The following is a 15,697-nucleotide window of genomic DNA, read 5'->3' as shown; positions in this document are numbered from 1 at the left end:
AGCTGGCGGCGCTGGGTGATACGTATGCGAACGCCTCGCCGGATCTGTTCGACTTTTTGAACAATGCGGTGATCACCTCGCGCACGATCAATGCCCAGCAAAAGGATTTGGATCAGGCGTTGTTGTCGGCGGCCGGGTTCGGCAATACGGGTGCGGACCTGTTCGAAAAGGGTGGGCCGTATCTGGCGCGCGGCGCCGCCGACCTGGTGCCCACCGCGCAACTGCTCGACACCTACAGCCCCGAGCTGTTCTGCACCGTGCGCAACTACCACGACATCGAGCCCAAGGCCGCGTCCTTCCTGGGCGGCAATGGCTATTCGCTGGTCGCCCACACCCAGGCGCTGTCCGGATTGGGGCTGGTCGCCAACCCACTGTCGCTGGTCGCCGTCTCCGCGCTCACGCTGGGGCTCGGCGGCGCGGTCGGCCTGATCGGTGGTGCGCCCAACCCCTACGTCTACCCGGAGAACCTGCCCCGGGTGAACGCACGCGGCGGCCCGGGCGGGGCGCCGGGGTGCTGGCAACCCCTCACCCACGACCTGTGGCCCGCTCCGGAGCTGGTGATGGACACCGGCAACAGCCTCGCGCCGTACAACCACCTCGACACCGGATCGCCGTATGCGATCGAGTACGTCTGGGGCCGCCAGGTAGGGGATAACACGATCAACCCATGAAAATCACCGGAACCATTGTCAAGCTCAGCATCTTCTCGGTGGTGCTGTTGGTCTTCACTGTGATGATCATCGTCGTGTTCGGTCAGATGCGCTTCGACCGCACCAGCAAATACTCGGCGGAGTTCAGCAACGTCAGCGGCCTGCGCGCGGGCCAATTCGTCCGCGCCTCCGGCGTTGAGGTCGGCAAGGTCGACACGGTCGAGCTGGTCGACGGCGGCAAGCGGGCGCGGGTGAAGTTCAACGTCGACCGCTCGATACCGCTGTACCAGTCGACGAGCGCCCAGATCCGCTACCTCGACCTGATCGGTAACCGCTACCTGGAGCTCAAGCGCGGCCAGGGCGAAGGGGCCGACAAGGTTCTGCCGCCGGGCGGCTTCATCCCGCTCGCCCGCACCCAGCCGGCGCTCGACCTCGACGCCCTGATCGGTGGGTTCAAGCCGTTGTTCCGGGCGCTCGACCCGCAAAAGGTCAACACCATTGCGACCGCGCTGGTCACGGTTTTCCAGGGCCAGGGCGGCACCATCAACGACATCCTCGACCAGACCGCGCAGCTGACCAACCAGCTCGGTGAACGCGACCAGGCCATCGGCGAGGTCATCAAGAACTTGAACACGGTGCTGGACACGACGGTTCGGCACCGGCAGCAGTTCGACCAGACCATCAACAACCTGGAGGTGTTGATCACCGGTCTGAAGGACCACGGTGACCAGCTGGCCGGGGGGACCGCCCACATCAGCAACGCCACCGGCACGGTTGCCGACCTGTTGGCCGAGGACCGCGGGCTGTTGCACAAGACGCTCAACTACCTCGACGCGGTGCAGCAACCGCTGATCGATCAGCAGGACCAACTGCAGGACTACCTGAAGAAGGTGCCGACGGCGTTGAACATGATCGGGCGCGCAATCGGGTCCTACGGGGACTTCGTGAACTTCTACGCCTGCGACATCACTCTGAAGATCAACGGCCTGCAGGCCGGCGGTCCGGTCCGCACGGTCCGGTTGTTCCAGCAGCCGACGGGTAGGTGCACGCCGCAATGAGAACACTGGAACCACCCAACCGGGTTCGCATCGGCCTGATGGGCATCGTCGTGACGGTGCTGGTGATCGGCGTGGGCCAAAGCTTCACCAGCGTCCCGGTGTTGATGGCCAAGCCGCACTACTACGGGCAGTTCAGCGACACCGGCGGCCTGAGCAAAGGCGACAAGGTGCGCATCGCCGGGGTGGACGTCGGCAAGGTAGAGGGCCTCAAGATCGACGGTGATCACATCGCGGTTCAATTCAACGCCGGCACAGCACAATTCGGCACCGAGAGCCGGATCGCGGTCAAGACCGACACCATCCTGGGTAAGAAGGTCCTCGAACTCGAGCCGCGCGGCAACCAAACGCTGAAGCCGGGCGGGACGCTGCCGATCGGCCAGAGCACCACGCCGTATCAGATCTACGACGCGTTCTTCGACGTCACCAAGGCCGCCCAGGGCTGGGACATCGACACGGTCAAGCAGTCCTTGCACGTGCTCTCGCAGACCATCGACCAGACCTATCCGCACCTGAGCCCCGCCCTGAAAGGGGTGGAGAAGTTCTCGGCCACCGTCGGCAAGCGCGACGAAGAGGTCAAGCACCTGCTCGCGCAGGCCAACAAGGTGGCCAGCATCCTCGGTGATCGCAGCGATCAGATCGACCGGCTGCTGGTCAACACCAAGACGCTGCTGGCCGCCTTCAACGAACGCGGCCAGGCGATCGACGCCCTGCTGGGCAACATCGCGGCGTTCTCCGAACAGGTCAAGGGCTTCATCAACGACAACCCGAACCTGAATCACGTGCTGGAGCAGCTGCGCACGGTCAGCGACATCCTGGTGCAGCGCAAGGACGACCTGGCCAACGGTTTCACCGAGGTCGGCAAGTTCCTGCCGTCCCTGAACGAGGCCATCGCCTCGGGCCCGTTCTTCAAGGTGGTGCTGCACAACCTGGCCCTGTACCAGATTTCGCAGCCCTGGGTCGACGCCGCCTTCAAGAAGCGCGGGATCGATCCGGAGAACTTCTGGCGCAGTGCCGGATTGCCGGAGTTCCGGTTCCCCGACCCGAACGGCACCCGGTTCCCCAACGGCGCGCCGCCACCCGCGCCCCCGGTGCTCGAGGGCACGCCCGACCACCCGGGTCCGGCCGTACCCCCGGGATCGCCCTGCTCGTACACGCCGGCCAATCCGGGCGGCAACGTCACGGTCGGGGACGAGGGTCTGCCGCGGCCGTGGAATCCGTTGCCGTGTGCTGGTGCGGCGTCGGGTCCGTTCGGCGGGCCGGGCTTCCCGGCGCCGGTCGACGTGATGACGTCGCCGCCGAACCCGAACGGTCTGCCGCCCACGCCGGGCATCAACATCGCGGGCCGGCCGGGCGATCCGCCACCCGACGTCCCGGGGACTCCGGTGCCGTTGCCGGCGCAGGCACCCCCGGGCGCGCGCACCGAGAACCTCGCGCCGGCCGGGCCGACGCCGCCGCCGTCGACGTTCGCGCCGGGGTTGCCGCCGGGACCGCCGGCGCCGCCCGGGCCGGGCAACCAGCTGCCCGCGCCGTTCATCAATCCCGGGGGCTCTGGAGGCAGCGGCGCAGCGGGGGGAGGTAGCCAGAATTGAGCACCATCTTTGACGTCCGCAACCTGCGGCTGCCGAAGCTGACGCGGGCATCGGTGATCATCGCATCGCTGGTGGTGATCCTGGCGATCGTCGTCGGCTACGTCGGTTGGCGCTTGTATCAGAAGGTGACCACCAACACCGTGGTGGCCTACTTCCCGGCGGCGAACGCGCTGTACCCGGGCGACAAGGTCCAGATCATGGGGCTGCGGGTGGGCGCGATCGACAAGATCGAGCCGGTCGGCAACAAGATGAAGGTCACCTTCCACTACGAGAACCAGTACCGGGTTCCGGCCAACGCCTCGGCGGTGATCCTCAACCCGACCCTGGTGGCGTCGCGGGCCATCCAGCTCGAACCCGCCTACAAGGGCGGCCCGGTGCTCGCCGACAACGCGGTGATCCCCGAAGAGCGCACCCAGGTGCCGGTGGAGTGGGATCAGCTGCGCAACAGCATCACCAACATCATCTCCAAGCTGGGCCCCACACCCGAGCAGCCGAAGGGCCCGTTCGGTGAGGTCATCGAGTCTTTCGCCAATGGGCTGGCCGGCAAGGGCAAGCAGTTCAACGACACGCTGAGCAACCTGTCGCAGGCGCTGACCGCGTTGAACGAGGGTCGCGGCGACTTCTTCGCGGTGGTGCGCAGCCTGGCCCTGTTCGTCAACGCACTGCACAACGACGACCAGCAGTTCGTCGCGCTGAACCAGAACCTGGCCGATTTCACCACGCACCTCGCGCACTCCGACAACGACCTGGCCAACGCCATCCAGCAGTTCGACGGCCTGCTCAGCACCATCCGCCCGTGGCTGAACCAGAACCGCGAGGTGCTGACTCACGACATCAACAACCTCGAAACCGTCACGAACACGCTGCTGCAGCCCGATCCGCTGAACGGGCTGGAGACCGCGCTGCACGTCCTGCCGACCGCCGCGGCGAACATCAACCAGATCTATCACCCGTCACACGGTTCGGTGGTCGCCATCCCGTCGATCACCAACTTCGCGAACCCGATGCAGTTCATCTGCAGCGCGATCCAGGCCGGTAGCCGGCTGGGATATCAGGAGTCGGCCGAACTGTGCGCGCAGTACCTCGCGCCGATTCTGGATGCGATCAAGTTCAACTACCCGCCGTTCGGGTTGAACCTGTTCAGCACGGCCGAGACGCTGCCCAAGGAAGTCGCCTATTCGGAGGATCGGCTGCATCCGCCGAACGGATACAAGGACACCACCGTGCCGGGCATCTGGGTGCCCGACACCCCGACGTCGCACCGCAACACCCAGCCGGGCTGGATCGTCGCCCCGGGTATGCAGGGCCAGCAGGTCGGGCCGATCACCGCGGGCCTGATGACCCCGGAGTCGCTCAATGAGCTGATGGGCGGACCGAACATCGAGCCGGTCCAGTCGACTCTGCAGACCCCGCCGGGGCCGCCGAACGCCTACGACGAGAACCCGATAGCGCCGGTCATCGGCCAGGTTCCGCCGCAGGTTCCCATTCCGCCGCCACCGCCGGGGCCGGGCGTGATCCCGGGACCGGTCGCGCCGACACCGGCGCCGGTGTCCGCGCCCGCACCGAACGCGGGTGGCCCCGCGTCACCCGCTGACTTTGGAGGTGGCCAGTGAGGGGCGCGACGAGCGCGATGAGGTTGGTCCGGCACCGGGCATGGCAGACGTTGATCCTGCTGGTCGCGGCGATGGTGCTGAGTTCGTGTGGCTGGAAAGGCATTTCGAACGTCGCCATCCCGGGCGGCCCCGGCAGCGGCTCGGGCTCCATGACCATCTACGTGCAGGTGCCGGACACCCTGGCGATCAACGGCAACAGCAAGGTGATGGTCGCGGACGTGTTCGTCGGCTCGATCAAGGCGATCAATCTGAAGAACTGGATCGCCACCCTGACGCTGGGCGTGGACAAAAAGGTCAAGCTGCCCAAGAACGCCACCGCCCGGATCGGCCAGACCTCACTGCTGGGTTCGCAGCATGTCGAGCTCGCGGCGCCGCCAAATCCGTCGCCCGAACTGCTCAAGAACGGCGACACCATTCCGCTGAAGAACTCGACCTCGTATCCCACGACCGAGCAGACGCTGGCCAGCCTGTCGCTCATCCTGCGCGGCGGCGGCATCCCCAACCTGGAGGTGCTGCAGAACGAGATCTACAACATCTTCAACGGACGCGGCGAACAGATCCGGGCACTGCTGGGCAAGCTGGACACCTTCACCAGCCAGCTCAACGCGCAGCGCGACGACATCACGCACGCCATCGACTCGACCAACCGGCTGCTGACCTACGTGGGCGGCCGCGCCGATGTCCTGGATCGGGTGCTCACCGATATTCCGCCGCTGATCAAGCATTTCGCCGACACGAAGAACCTGCTGATCAACGCCACCGACTCGGTGGGACGGCTCAGCCAGGCCGCCGACCAGTACCTGTCGGAAACACGTGGGCCGCTGCACACCGACCTGCAGGCGCTGCAATGCCCGCTCAAGGAGCTCGGCAAGGCCTCGCCTTATCTGATCGGTGCGCTGAAGTTGATCCTCACCCAGCCGTTCGACATCGACACGGTGCCCAAGATGTTCCGCGGTGACTACATCAACATCTCGCTGACGCTCGACCTGACCTACAGCGCGGTCGACAACGCGTTCCTCACCGGGACGGGATTGTCCGGAGCCCTGCGGGCGCTCGAGCAGTCCTTCGGGCGCGACCCGGAGACGATGATTCCCGACGTGCGCTACACGCCGAACCCGAATGACGCACCGGGTGGACCGCTGGTGGAAAGGGGGGACCGGAATTGCTGACTCCCTTCATCCGACGCCAGCTGATCGCCTTCGGGGTCCTGACCGTCATCTCGCTGCTCGTCCTCGGTATCTACTACCTGCAGATCCCGAGCCTGATGGGCATCGGCCGGTACACGCTCAAGGCCGACCTACCGGCATCGGGAGGGCTGTATCCCACGGCCAACGTCACCTACCGGGGCATCACCATCGGCAAGGTCACCGACGTCGAGCCGACCGAGCACGGCGTGCAGGCGACGATGAGCATCGACAGCCACTACAAGATCCCGATCGACGCGACCGCCAACGTGCACTCGGTCTCGGCCGTCGGTGAGCAGTACCTGGACCTGACCTCGTCCGGGAATACCGGCAAGTACCTGGCGGAGGGCCAGACCATCACCAAGGGCACCGTGCCCGCCGAAATCGGGCCGGCCCTGGATACCGCGAACCGCGGGCTGGCGGTGCTGCCGAAGGAGAAGATCGGTCAGCTGCTCGACGAGACGGCGCAAGCCGTCGGCGGGTTGGGCCCCAACCTGCAGAGGTTGGTCGATGCCACGCAGGCGATCGTCGGTGACTTCAAAAACCAGATGACCGACGTCAACGACATCATCCAGAACTCCGGCCCGGTGCTCGACAGCCAGGTCAAATCGGGCGATGCCATCGAACGTTGGGCGCGCAACCTCAACCGGCTGGGCGCCCAGACCGCGCAGGAAGATCAACACCTGAAAAGCGTGCTGCGCCAGGCGGCGCCGACGGCCGACCAGGTCAACTCGGTCTTCAACGACGTGCGTGACTCGCTGCCCCAGACGCTGGCCAATCTCGAAGTCGTCATCGAGCTGCTCAAGCGCTACCACACCGGCGTCGAGCAGGTCCTGGTGTTCCTCCCGCAGGGCGCATCGATCGCCCAGACGGTGGCGGCGCCGTTCCCGAACATGGCCGCGCTGGACCTGGCGCTGTCGATCAACCAGCCGCCGCCGTGTTTGACCGGCTTCATTCCGGCGTCGGAGTGGCGGTCACCGGCCGACACCAGCGTTCAGCCGTTGCCCACGGGTACGTACTGCAAGATCCCGATGGAGACCCCGGCCAACGGCGTGCGCGGATCGCGCAACATCCCGTGTACGGACGTTCCGGGCAAACGCGCCGCGACTCCGCGGGAATGCCGTGACCCCAAGCCGTATGTGCCCGCGGGTACCAACCCGTGGTACGGCGACCCCAACCAGATTCTGACCTGCCCCGCGCCGTCGGCGCGGTGTGACCAGCCGGTCAAGCCAGGCATAGTGATTCCCGCGCCGTCGGTGAACAACGGGCTGAACCCGGCGCCCTCGGACCGGGTTCCGGGCACACCCCCGCCCACCAGCGATCCGCTGTCCCGGCCGGGGTCGGGTACCGTGCAGTGCAATGGCCAGCAGCCCAACCCCTGTGTCTACAAACCCAGTGGGCCTCCCTCGGCGATCTACAGTCCCCAAAGCGGTGAACTGGTAGGGCCAGACGGGGTGAAATACTCCGTCGAGAACTCGACCAGAACAGGAGACGATGGATGGAAGGAGATGCTGGCACCAGCCGGCTGAACCCCATCGACACGGACGATTCGTTGACCACGCAGGACAAGGACGAGGATTCGACGGCACCCGAGACCGGGCACACCGATCCGCAGGACGCCTCGGGGGATCCCGTGGAATCCACCGACGGTGACGCCGACGTCGACGCCGAGGTGTCCGAGTCCGACGGCGCTGCCGACAATGCCGCTGAATCCGGCGAGCCCGCCGTGGCCGCGCCCCGGCGTCCGTCCCGGGTGGGTCGCGGGTGGCTGGCCGCCATCGCCGCGGTGCTGGTGCTCTGCGCCGGCGCCATCGGGGCGGGTGGCTACCTCGCTCTGCACTACCACCAGCAAAGCCAACGGACCGCCCGCAACGACGACGCGGCGCTGAAGGCCGCGGTGGAATGCGTGTCGGCGACCCAGGCGCCGGACACCAACGCGATGACCGCGAGCGAGCAGAAGATCATCGACTGCGGCACGGACGCGTTCCGCTCGCAGGCGTTGCTGTACACCAGCATGCTCGTGCAGGCGTATCAGGCCGCGAACGTCCACGTTCAGGTGTCGGACGTGCGGGCGGCTGTCGAACGCAACAACCCCGACGGTTCGATCGACATCCTCGTCGCGATGCGCGTCAAGGTGGCCAGCGACCAGAACCAGAACGAAGCCGGCTACCGGCTGCGCGTGAAAATGGCCTTCGCCGAGGGGCAGTACAAGATTTCCAAGCTCGACCAGGTGACGAAGTGACGGTGGTGGCCGAACCCACTGCGCCCACGGCAATCCAACAGTCACCGCGGGAGACCTTGGCGCCCTGGCGATCTCGCGCCATCGCCGTCGCCGTCGACGTGCTGCCCGGGGTCGCCGTGGTGACGACCCTGGCGTTGGTGTCGTTCACCGTGCCGGCGGGCGGCGTGTGGTGGTGGCTGGCCATCTGCGTCCTCGGCATAGTGACCCTGCTTCTTCTGGTCAACCGGCTGTTGCTGCCGGTCATCACCGGCTGGAGCCTGGGTCGCGCTCTGGTGGGCATCACCGTAACGCGGCGCACCGGCGCCGCTCCGGGCCCGTGGACGCTGCTGCTCCGGGAGCTAGCCCACCTGCTCGATACCGTGTCGATCTTGGGATGGCTTTGGCCCCTGTGGGATTCGCGCCGCCGTACCTTCGCCGACATGTTGGTGCGCACGGAAGTGCGCCGCCTGGAAGCGGAGACGGCGCCGCCTCACACCCGGCGCTGGAGCGCGGCCGCCGTGTCGAGCGCGCTGATCCTCTGCCTGGCCGGGGTCGCCATGAGCTTCTTCGTGTCGTACTCCGCGGACCGCGCGACCGATCAGACCCGCGCCCAGATCGCGACGCTGGGACCCAAGATGGTCGCCCAGATGCTGACGTATGACCCCAAGACGTTGCACGACGACTTCACCCGGGCACTGTCGCTGGCGACCGACAAATATCGGCCCCAGCTCGCGGCCCAGCAGGATCTGGTCCAGAAGGGGCACCCGGTCATCAACGAGTATTGGGTCACCAACAGCTCGATCGAATCGGCCAGCCCGGACCGGGCGAAGATGCTGCTGTTCATGCAGGGCCGCCGCGGGACCGGGCCCGAGCAACGCTACATCAGCGCCACGGTGCGGGTGAACTTCGCCAAGGTCGGCGGAAACGACTGGCGCGTCGACGATCTCAACGTGCTGACCAAGCCGAAACAGCCCGGGGCCGGTAAATGAGCCCGCGCCGCAGGTTCGCCCCCGACGAGCGACCCCTGCTCGTCGCGCGGCCGGTCGAGGCCGAGGCGCCGCGACCCTGGCTGGTGCCGTTGGCCAGCACCGTCGCCGCGGTGCTGATGGTGGCGGCGATCACCGCCTGCGCGCTGATGCTCGCCTCGCACGCGTCCCGGGAGCGGACCGCGTCGAAGGACCGCGAGGTGCTGAACTACGTGAGCGGCTTCATGACGCAGTTCACCTCCATCGATCCGTTCCACGCCAACGACTACGTGAATCGGATCTTGGCGCAGGCGACCGGCGACTTCGCCAAGCAATACCAGAAGAACGCCAACGAGATTCTCCTCCAGGTAGCCCGGGCCGAACCGGCCACGGGCACCGTCCTGGACGCCGGCCTGGAGCGATGGAACGACGACGGCAGCGTCAATGTCATGGTGGCCACCGCGATCACAACGAAGTCTCCGGATGAAAAACAGGTGGTACAGAACGCCAATCGTTGGGCGGCAACCGCGACGCAGGAAGGGAACCAGTGGAAGATCAGCAACCTGCAGCAGGTGATGTGACCGCCGAGCAGAACACCGCCGCCGAAGGCGGCGCGACCACTGCGGCAGAGCGCGACGGCGCGCTCCCGAGCGACGAAACTGCCGACGCGGCAACGGAATCCGAGGCCACGGCGGCCGAGCCGGACGGCGCTGACGGCGAGGCCACCGACGAGGCAACCGGCGAAGGGGAGGCCACCGGCCAGGACGCGGAGGGGGCCGCCGACACGGAGCCGGGCGATGGCCCGCGCAAGAAGCGGCGCACCGGCAGGGCCTGGGCCGCCGTCGCCACGATCGCCGCTCTGCTGTTCGTCGGGTCCGCCGCCTTCGCCGGCGCGATGATGCAGCCGTACCTGACCGACCGGGCCACCGCGGCAACGAAACTCAACGTCGCGCGGACCGCGGCCAACGCGATCACCACGCTGTGGACGTATACGCCGGAAAACATGGACACGCTGGCCGACCGCGCATCCCGCTACCTCAGCGGCGATTTCGAAGCGCAGTACCGCAAATTCGTCGACGCGATCGTGGCCCCTAACAAGCAGGCCAAGATCACCAACAGCACCGAGGTCACCGGCGCGGCGGTCGAAACGCTCGACGGCCCCAACGCTGCAGTCATCGTCTACACCAACACGACCTCCACCAGCCCGCTGACCAAGAACGTCCCGTCGCTGAAGTACCTGTCCTACCGGCTGTTCTTGAAGCGGTCCGACAACCGTTGGCTGGTGACCAGGATGACGACGATCACGTCGCTGGATCTGACGCCGAAAGTTTAGCGGCGACCGCCGGCGGAGCCGAAATATACTGCACCGCATGGCTGTCACGTCTCCGGTATCGCAACGATGGACGGTAGCCGCGTTGCTGCTGTTGACCTTCGCCACCGGCCTGGCCGACTCGATCAGCATCCTGGCGCTCGGCCACGTGTTCGTCGCCAATATGACCGGCAACGTGATCTTCCTCGGGTTCTGGCTGGCTCCGAGAACCACCATCGACCTGACCGCCGTCGTGGTGGCCCTGCCGACCTTCATCTGCACCACGGTCGTCAGCGGCCGGCTCGCACGCCATTTCGGCGTCCGCACGCGAGCGTGGATCAGCACGGTACTGGCAACCGAGATCGTGCTGCTGGTGGCGCTGGCGATCCTGGCGGGCGCGGGAGTGTTGCGCTACCAAGGGAATTCGAAGCTGATCATGATCGGCATCCTCGCGGTGACGTTCGGCCTGCAACACTCGAGCGCGCGCCAGTTCGGCATTCAGGAGCTGTCCACCACGGTCCTGACGTCGACGATCGTCAGCCTCGGGCTGGACAGTCGCCTGGCGGGCGGCACCGGCGAACGCCACAGGCTGCGCATCGGAGTCGTCGCGACCATGTGCGCCGGCGCCTTCTTCGGTGCGACGATGTCGAGATACGTGATCGCCCCGGTGTTCGTGGTCACCGCCGCGGTGATAGCAGCGAGTCTGCTGATCTTCCGGTTGGGGCCGGCTGCGACGAAACCTGCTGCGGCCGTTGCTAGTTGAACGCCAGCCAGCTGGGCAGCGCACGCTCGTGTGAGTCGCAGAGCACCTGCCGGGTGTCGCACGATCCGCGCGGTGATCCCGCCCCGGCCCACATGCCCCCGGTGTCGCGGCGCAGCACGATCGCCGACGAGCCGCCGCCGTCGAGCAGGACGGCGTTATCGCTGCCGAGTCCGCGGAACAGGTCCTGCATGTTGTCCGGGGTGTAGTTGCCGCCCTCGAAGATGTACATCTCGTCCTTTTGCCGGGCGTAGGCAATGGCCGTTCGCGCCGCGCTGGGCCCGCCGTCGTGCAGCTGTCCGGTGTTGCCGGGCGCCAACAGCCCGATTCCCGAGACCGCGACGAATCGCTCGTTCTTGTTCAGCAGGTCGGCGACCACCGGAGTGGCGGCGTCATAGTCGCTCTTTGTCTTGGGCCACACCACATACGGCGCACCACCGGACGGCAGGATCATGGTCGACAGCGCGCTCCAGCTTTCGCCGCCACCGGACAGGCCCTGCTTGCCGGGGTAGGCGACGGTACCGGTGACCGCCTGGTTGGCGCGACCCTGCCCCTGGGTGTTGTCGACGAAGGCGCCGAGCGGAGAACTGCAGCCGGTCTGCCGCCAGGATCCGCCCTTTTGCCCTCGGACGTCGAAGAAGTTGGCGTTGATCGCGATGGTCGGCTGGCCCATGCGCTGCCAGGCCTGCAGCGGCGCGTAGAGCTCCGACGCCTGCCAGAGGCCCTCGCCGGTGCGGGCCCCGGGGTTGTTCTCGCACCTGGCCTGATCACCCCGGTGCGTGTCGACCAGCAGGTGCGGCGACAGGCGACCCGCCGCGTTCTTGATGATCATCAGATGGCCGCCGTTGTCCATCTCGTACCAACTGCCCCCGGCGTTGAGCATCGGCGCGGGATGGCCGGGGCCGAAGTTGTAGACCAGGTAGGAACCACGGGTGCTGCCGATGGCGTTGGCCAGCAGGTCGCGGCCGTCGGCGGCCCGGGCCAGGGGTTGTCCCGAGGTGATGGCCAGGGTGCAGCAGGCGACGACGGACGCGCAGCACGCCGCGAGCCGGCGGAAGCTGGCGCGTCGGGTCAGCACTTTAGCCCTTTCCGCCTGAAGCCGAATGCAACAAAAACATCATCAGCCTCAAAAGTCACACTGTCAACAAAGATAACGTTGGGGTGACGGTCGGGCTACGCGCGAATTACGCTTGCTCGCTTGAACTTTCGGGCCCGGCGGCGGCGGGTTCGGTGGCGGCGGGTTCGGTGGCGCCGGATTCGGCCGACCCGGATCCGGCAGGCGCCGGCCCGGATCCGGCAGGCGCGGCGGCGGGCACCACCGCGTGCTTACCGCGGCGGGCCAGGTGCTGCGCCTGGTGCTCCTGGGCGATCGCCAGTTCGACCGCGCCCGGAATCCGGTGAAAGCCCTTGCGGTCGTAGAGGTGCGTGACGACGCCGCCGAGCAGCAGGCCGATGACAAGGCCGATCGTCGTCATGGTCAGGGCCTGGGTCAGACCGGCATCGCCATGACCGCCGAAGTAGAGCAGCGAGCGGGCCCCGAGGAAGACCTGGTGCATCGGTTCGAATTCGGCCAGCCAGCGGAAGAAGGACGGCGTGGCCTCCAGCGGCACCGTGGCACCGGCGGACGGGAGACCGAGGATCACGAAGATGAGCATGCTGACCAGCATTCCGGCGGTGCCCAGCACCGAGAGCAGGGAACTGGATGTGATGCCCACCGCGGCGATCGCGAAGACCCCGAACGCCCAGAGTTGCCAGCTGTGGTCGATGGGCATGCCGAGCCCGTCGGCGATCGCCAGATACACCGCCGAGGTGAGCAGCCCCAGCAGCACCATCATGGCCCACTTCAGCAGCAGGGTCTGGAATCTGGAAATCCTGACCTGCTCGGCGAATCGGTACACCGGGCCGAATTCCGCCGGGACGTAACCGAGTAGCGCGTCCACCAGCGTGCTGACCACGATGCTGCCGGTGAATCCGGCCAGCAGCAGCAAGAGCGCGTAGTAGAAGGCCGACAGGCCGTTACCGGTGCCGTTCGGCAGTGGGTTGTACACGTTCGACTGGATGTCGATGGGGGCGCTCAGACCCACCTGGGCCGCCCCGGCCAGCGGCGCACCGCCGGTCTGCGCGGCCACCTCCGCCATAACCCGTTGCCCTGCTATGCCGTTGGCCATTCCCATCGCCGCGTTGAGGGTTTGACCGGCGATGCTCGCGCCTAGCGTGCCGGCCCTCGGATTGGTGGAGACCGTTATCGACGGCCGATCGGCGCGGGCGGGCACTACCGCGCTGGTCGCGAAGTCTCGCAACTTCGACGAGAAGCTCGGCGGTATCAGCACCTGGCCGTACACCCGTCCGGTGTCCATTTGGTGCTTGGCCTCGCCTCGGGTGAGCACGCGAACGTCGAACTTGTTCTTGTCCAACCCATTGAGCAGGCGGTCGACGATCTGTGCGCCGCCGGGGCCGGCGTCCTCGTTCACCACCGCGATGGGGAAATGACGCAGGTTGGTTGTCGGGTTCAAAATGCCGCCGAGATAGAGCGCGCACAGCGCCGACATCAACGCGACGGTGATCACCAGGGGTGCCGCCCAGAACCGCACGGTGCGGATCGCCTTGATGTTCCGGTTGGGGTTGGGCGCCGCGTGCTGCGGGTGCGATTGAGGCATGCCGACTCCTGTCTGTCGAGCCCACTCTATGGGCTGCGGAGCCGGCCCTCTATGGCCTCAGTCACCCAGCTTCGCGTGCATCTCCCAGATCAGCAGTTCCGACGGCTCGCTCGCGGTCACGCGCCGGCCGTCGGCGTCGGTGAATCGCACGGCGTCGCCCTCGTTCACCGCGCCGATTCCCTCCACGTCGACCCGGCCCCGGGCCGCGAAAAGGTGCAGGTAGGGCGCCTGCGGAAGGCCCAACGCCGCACCGGCCGCCAACCGCGTCACGTGCAGCGCGGCGTTGCGGTTGTGCAGGGTGATCGCGGCGTCATGCGCGGACATGCCTGAGGCGATCGTCACAAGATTGCCCGCCAACAGCTTCTGGTCGATCTCTCGCTGTTGATAGCTCGGTTCGACGCCGGCCTCATCGGGGGCCACCCACATTTGCACGAAATGAACCGGCTCAGTGGGGGAGTCGTTGCGTTCGGAGTGCAGGATTCCGCTGCCGGCCGACATGCGTTGCGCCAGGCCGGGATAGACCACGCCTTGGTTGCCCTCGGAGTCGCGGCGCGACAGTTCGCCGCGCAGCACCCAGGTCACGATCTCCATATCGCGGTGCGGGTGGGTGTCGAATCCCGTTCCCGGGGCGACGATGTCGTCGTTGTTCACCAGCAGCAGCCCGAAATGGGTGTTCTGCGGGTCATAGTGGTCACCGAAGGAGAAAGAGTGCCGCGATGTCAGCCACGCGGTTCTGGTGACGGCCCGGGTTTCCGCAGCCCTGATCTCCGTGGTCGCGGACATCGCCTCAGCCTAATGTCTGTGGCGTCACGCCACCGCCGCGGTGAGCATCCCCTGGGCGTGCCGAAGCGCCGCGTCGAGTTCCGGCAAGGTCAGCCCTGCCGAGTGGCCCAGGTGGATCTCGATCTGATACTCCGGCTGCCCGTCCTGGGCGAATATCGGCAGGACAACGAATTCCGTTGTGGCCAAGTCGGTCTCGAGTACATCGGTGATCGACCGCAGGGTCACCATCGTCATCAGCGTGGTGAGCTGGCGGGTGACCTGCGCCGTCGGCTCCAACGAGGCCAGCACATCGGCAAGCCGGGTGTGCAGCGATCGGTGAGTGTCATCGAACCGCCACGCGCCGTAGCCGCGGGCGCGGATATCGGCGAGTACCCGTCGGTGCTCGGCGATCTCGGTGCGGGTCAGCCTGGGCGTCACGCGATGCAACCACGCCTCGACGAAGTCATCATCGCGCCAGGCCATGGCGACCAGCCCGAACGGCGGGTCGATGGGGAAGCGCTGCCCCACGGCATGCTCGCCGTCGGTGGCATGGCCGACCGCATCGACGGTGGTCAGATGCCGGGTGCCGATCCTCGACATCGAGCAGCCCCCGCCGAGCGTGTGGTGCAGGAAGCGCAGCGCGTCGCGCCCGCGGTCCAGCAGCGGAAACTGCTGGCGCAGGCCGTGAACAAGTCCGAACAGTCCGCTGCCCAGTACGTAGCGGCGATCGTCGCGGCGCGCCACCCAGCCCCGCCCTTCCAGTTCGGCCAGCACCAGGGCGCAGGTCGACGTGCTGATCGCGCAGCTCTTCGCCAACTCGGCCGAGGTCAAGCCGGGTTGCGAATCAGCCAGGGCGACAAGGACATTCACTACCCGGGCGGTCGGCGGTGATTTGGCACCCGATCCCCCGCGGGTCCCGGCCATTGACG

General features: G+C 66.9%; 15 protein-coding genes. 11 read left to right on the top strand and 4 right to left on the bottom strand.

Annotated features, from left to right (window positions below; translation table 11 throughout):
* The 11 genes from AC5Y4T_RS12070 to AC5Y4T_RS12020 form a co-directional block, all read left to right on the top strand.
* Positions 1-671 (top strand): MCE family protein (locus tag AC5Y4T_RS12070; RefSeq protein WP_499953145.1); only part of this gene is annotated, 671 nt, incomplete at its 5' end.
* Positions 668-1,708 (top strand): virulence factor Mce family protein, encoded by a 1,041-nt coding sequence (locus tag AC5Y4T_RS12065; protein ID WP_499917698.1) that lies wholly within the window; start codon positions 668-670, stop codon positions 1,706-1,708. The genes AC5Y4T_RS12070 and AC5Y4T_RS12065, both read left to right, overlap by 4 nt.
* Positions 1,705-3,297, top strand: a complete 1,593-nt coding sequence (locus AC5Y4T_RS12060) for a virulence factor Mce family protein (RefSeq protein ID WP_499917699.1) — start codon at positions 1,705-1,707, stop codon at positions 3,295-3,297. Before AC5Y4T_RS12065 ends, AC5Y4T_RS12060 begins: the two co-directional genes overlap by 4 nt.
* Entirely contained in the window at positions 3,294-4,910 is a 1,617-nt protein-coding gene (locus AC5Y4T_RS12055) for a virulence factor Mce family protein (protein WP_499917700.1), read from the top strand. Before AC5Y4T_RS12060 ends, AC5Y4T_RS12055 begins: the two co-directional genes overlap by 4 nt.
* A 17-nt stretch (positions 4,911-4,927) precedes the next feature.
* Positions 4,928-6,079, top strand: a complete 1,152-nt coding sequence (locus AC5Y4T_RS12050; RefSeq protein ID WP_499917701.1) for a virulence factor Mce family protein — start codon at positions 4,928-4,930, stop codon at positions 6,077-6,079.
* Positions 6,073-7,623, top strand: coding sequence for a virulence factor Mce family protein (locus tag AC5Y4T_RS12045; RefSeq protein WP_499917702.1), 1,551 nt, complete (start codon positions 6,073-6,075; stop codon positions 7,621-7,623). The genes AC5Y4T_RS12050 and AC5Y4T_RS12045 overlap by 7 nt, the downstream gene beginning before the upstream one ends.
* Positions 7,593-8,336: an Rv1363c family protein gene (locus AC5Y4T_RS12040; protein WP_499953143.1), complete on the top strand. Its 744-nt coding sequence runs from the start codon at positions 7,593-7,595 to the stop codon at positions 8,334-8,336. Before AC5Y4T_RS12045 ends, AC5Y4T_RS12040 begins: the two co-directional genes overlap by 31 nt.
* Positions 8,333-9,304 carry an RDD family protein gene (locus AC5Y4T_RS12035; RefSeq protein WP_499953140.1) on the top strand — a complete coding sequence of 324 codons (972 nt, stop codon included), beginning with the start codon at positions 8,333-8,335 and terminating at the stop codon, positions 9,302-9,304. The genes AC5Y4T_RS12040 and AC5Y4T_RS12035 overlap by 4 nt, the downstream gene beginning before the upstream one ends.
* The gene (locus AC5Y4T_RS12030) at positions 9,301-9,861 is read left to right on the top strand and encodes an Rv1363c family protein (RefSeq protein WP_499917705.1); all 561 of its coding nucleotides are present in this window, start codon (positions 9,301-9,303) and stop codon (positions 9,859-9,861) included. The genes AC5Y4T_RS12035 and AC5Y4T_RS12030 overlap by 4 nt, the downstream gene beginning before the upstream one ends.
* Entirely contained in the window at positions 9,828-10,613 is a 786-nt protein-coding gene (locus AC5Y4T_RS12025) for a mammalian cell entry protein (RefSeq protein WP_499953137.1), read from the top strand. The genes AC5Y4T_RS12030 and AC5Y4T_RS12025 overlap by 34 nt, the downstream gene beginning before the upstream one ends.
* A gap of 37 nt (positions 10,614-10,650) precedes the next feature.
* Positions 10,651-11,352 carry a YoaK family protein gene (locus AC5Y4T_RS12020; RefSeq protein ID WP_499953135.1) on the top strand — a complete coding sequence of 234 codons (702 nt, stop codon included), beginning with the start codon at positions 10,651-10,653 and terminating at the stop codon, positions 11,350-11,352.
* Here the strand turns inward: AC5Y4T_RS12020 and AC5Y4T_RS12015 are convergent.
* The 4 genes from AC5Y4T_RS12015 to AC5Y4T_RS12000 all read right to left on the bottom strand — a co-directional run bounded on the left by AC5Y4T_RS12015 (position 11,345) and on the right by AC5Y4T_RS12000 (position 15,692).
* The gene (locus AC5Y4T_RS12015) at positions 11,345-12,454 is read right to left on the bottom strand and encodes a phosphodiester glycosidase family protein (protein ID WP_499953185.1); all 1,110 of its coding nucleotides are present in this window, start codon (positions 12,452-12,454) and stop codon (positions 11,345-11,347) included. The two genes, AC5Y4T_RS12020 and AC5Y4T_RS12015, sit on opposite strands and share 8 nt — an antisense overlap.
* A gap of 79 nt (positions 12,455-12,533) precedes the next feature.
* Positions 12,534-14,006 carry a YhgE/Pip domain-containing protein gene (locus AC5Y4T_RS12010; RefSeq protein ID WP_499953132.1) on the bottom strand — a complete coding sequence of 491 codons (1,473 nt, stop codon included), beginning with the start codon at positions 14,004-14,006 and terminating at the stop codon, positions 12,534-12,536.
* A gap of 57 nt (positions 14,007-14,063) precedes the next feature.
* Positions 14,064-14,789, bottom strand: a complete 726-nt coding sequence (locus AC5Y4T_RS12005; protein ID WP_499953130.1) for a pirin family protein — start codon at positions 14,787-14,789, stop codon at positions 14,064-14,066.
* 24 nt (positions 14,790-14,813) lie between these two features.
* Positions 14,814-15,692 carry a MarR family transcriptional regulator gene (locus AC5Y4T_RS12000; protein WP_499953180.1) on the bottom strand — a complete coding sequence of 293 codons (879 nt, stop codon included), beginning with the start codon at positions 15,690-15,692 and terminating at the stop codon, positions 14,814-14,816.
* Positions 15,693-15,697 lie beyond the last annotated feature (5 nt).

Source organism: Mycobacterium sp. NGS11, assembly GCF_059813315.1.
The sequence above is the reverse complement of the archived record's forward strand: the minus strand, read 5'-3'. Positions and strand labels throughout refer to the sequence as shown.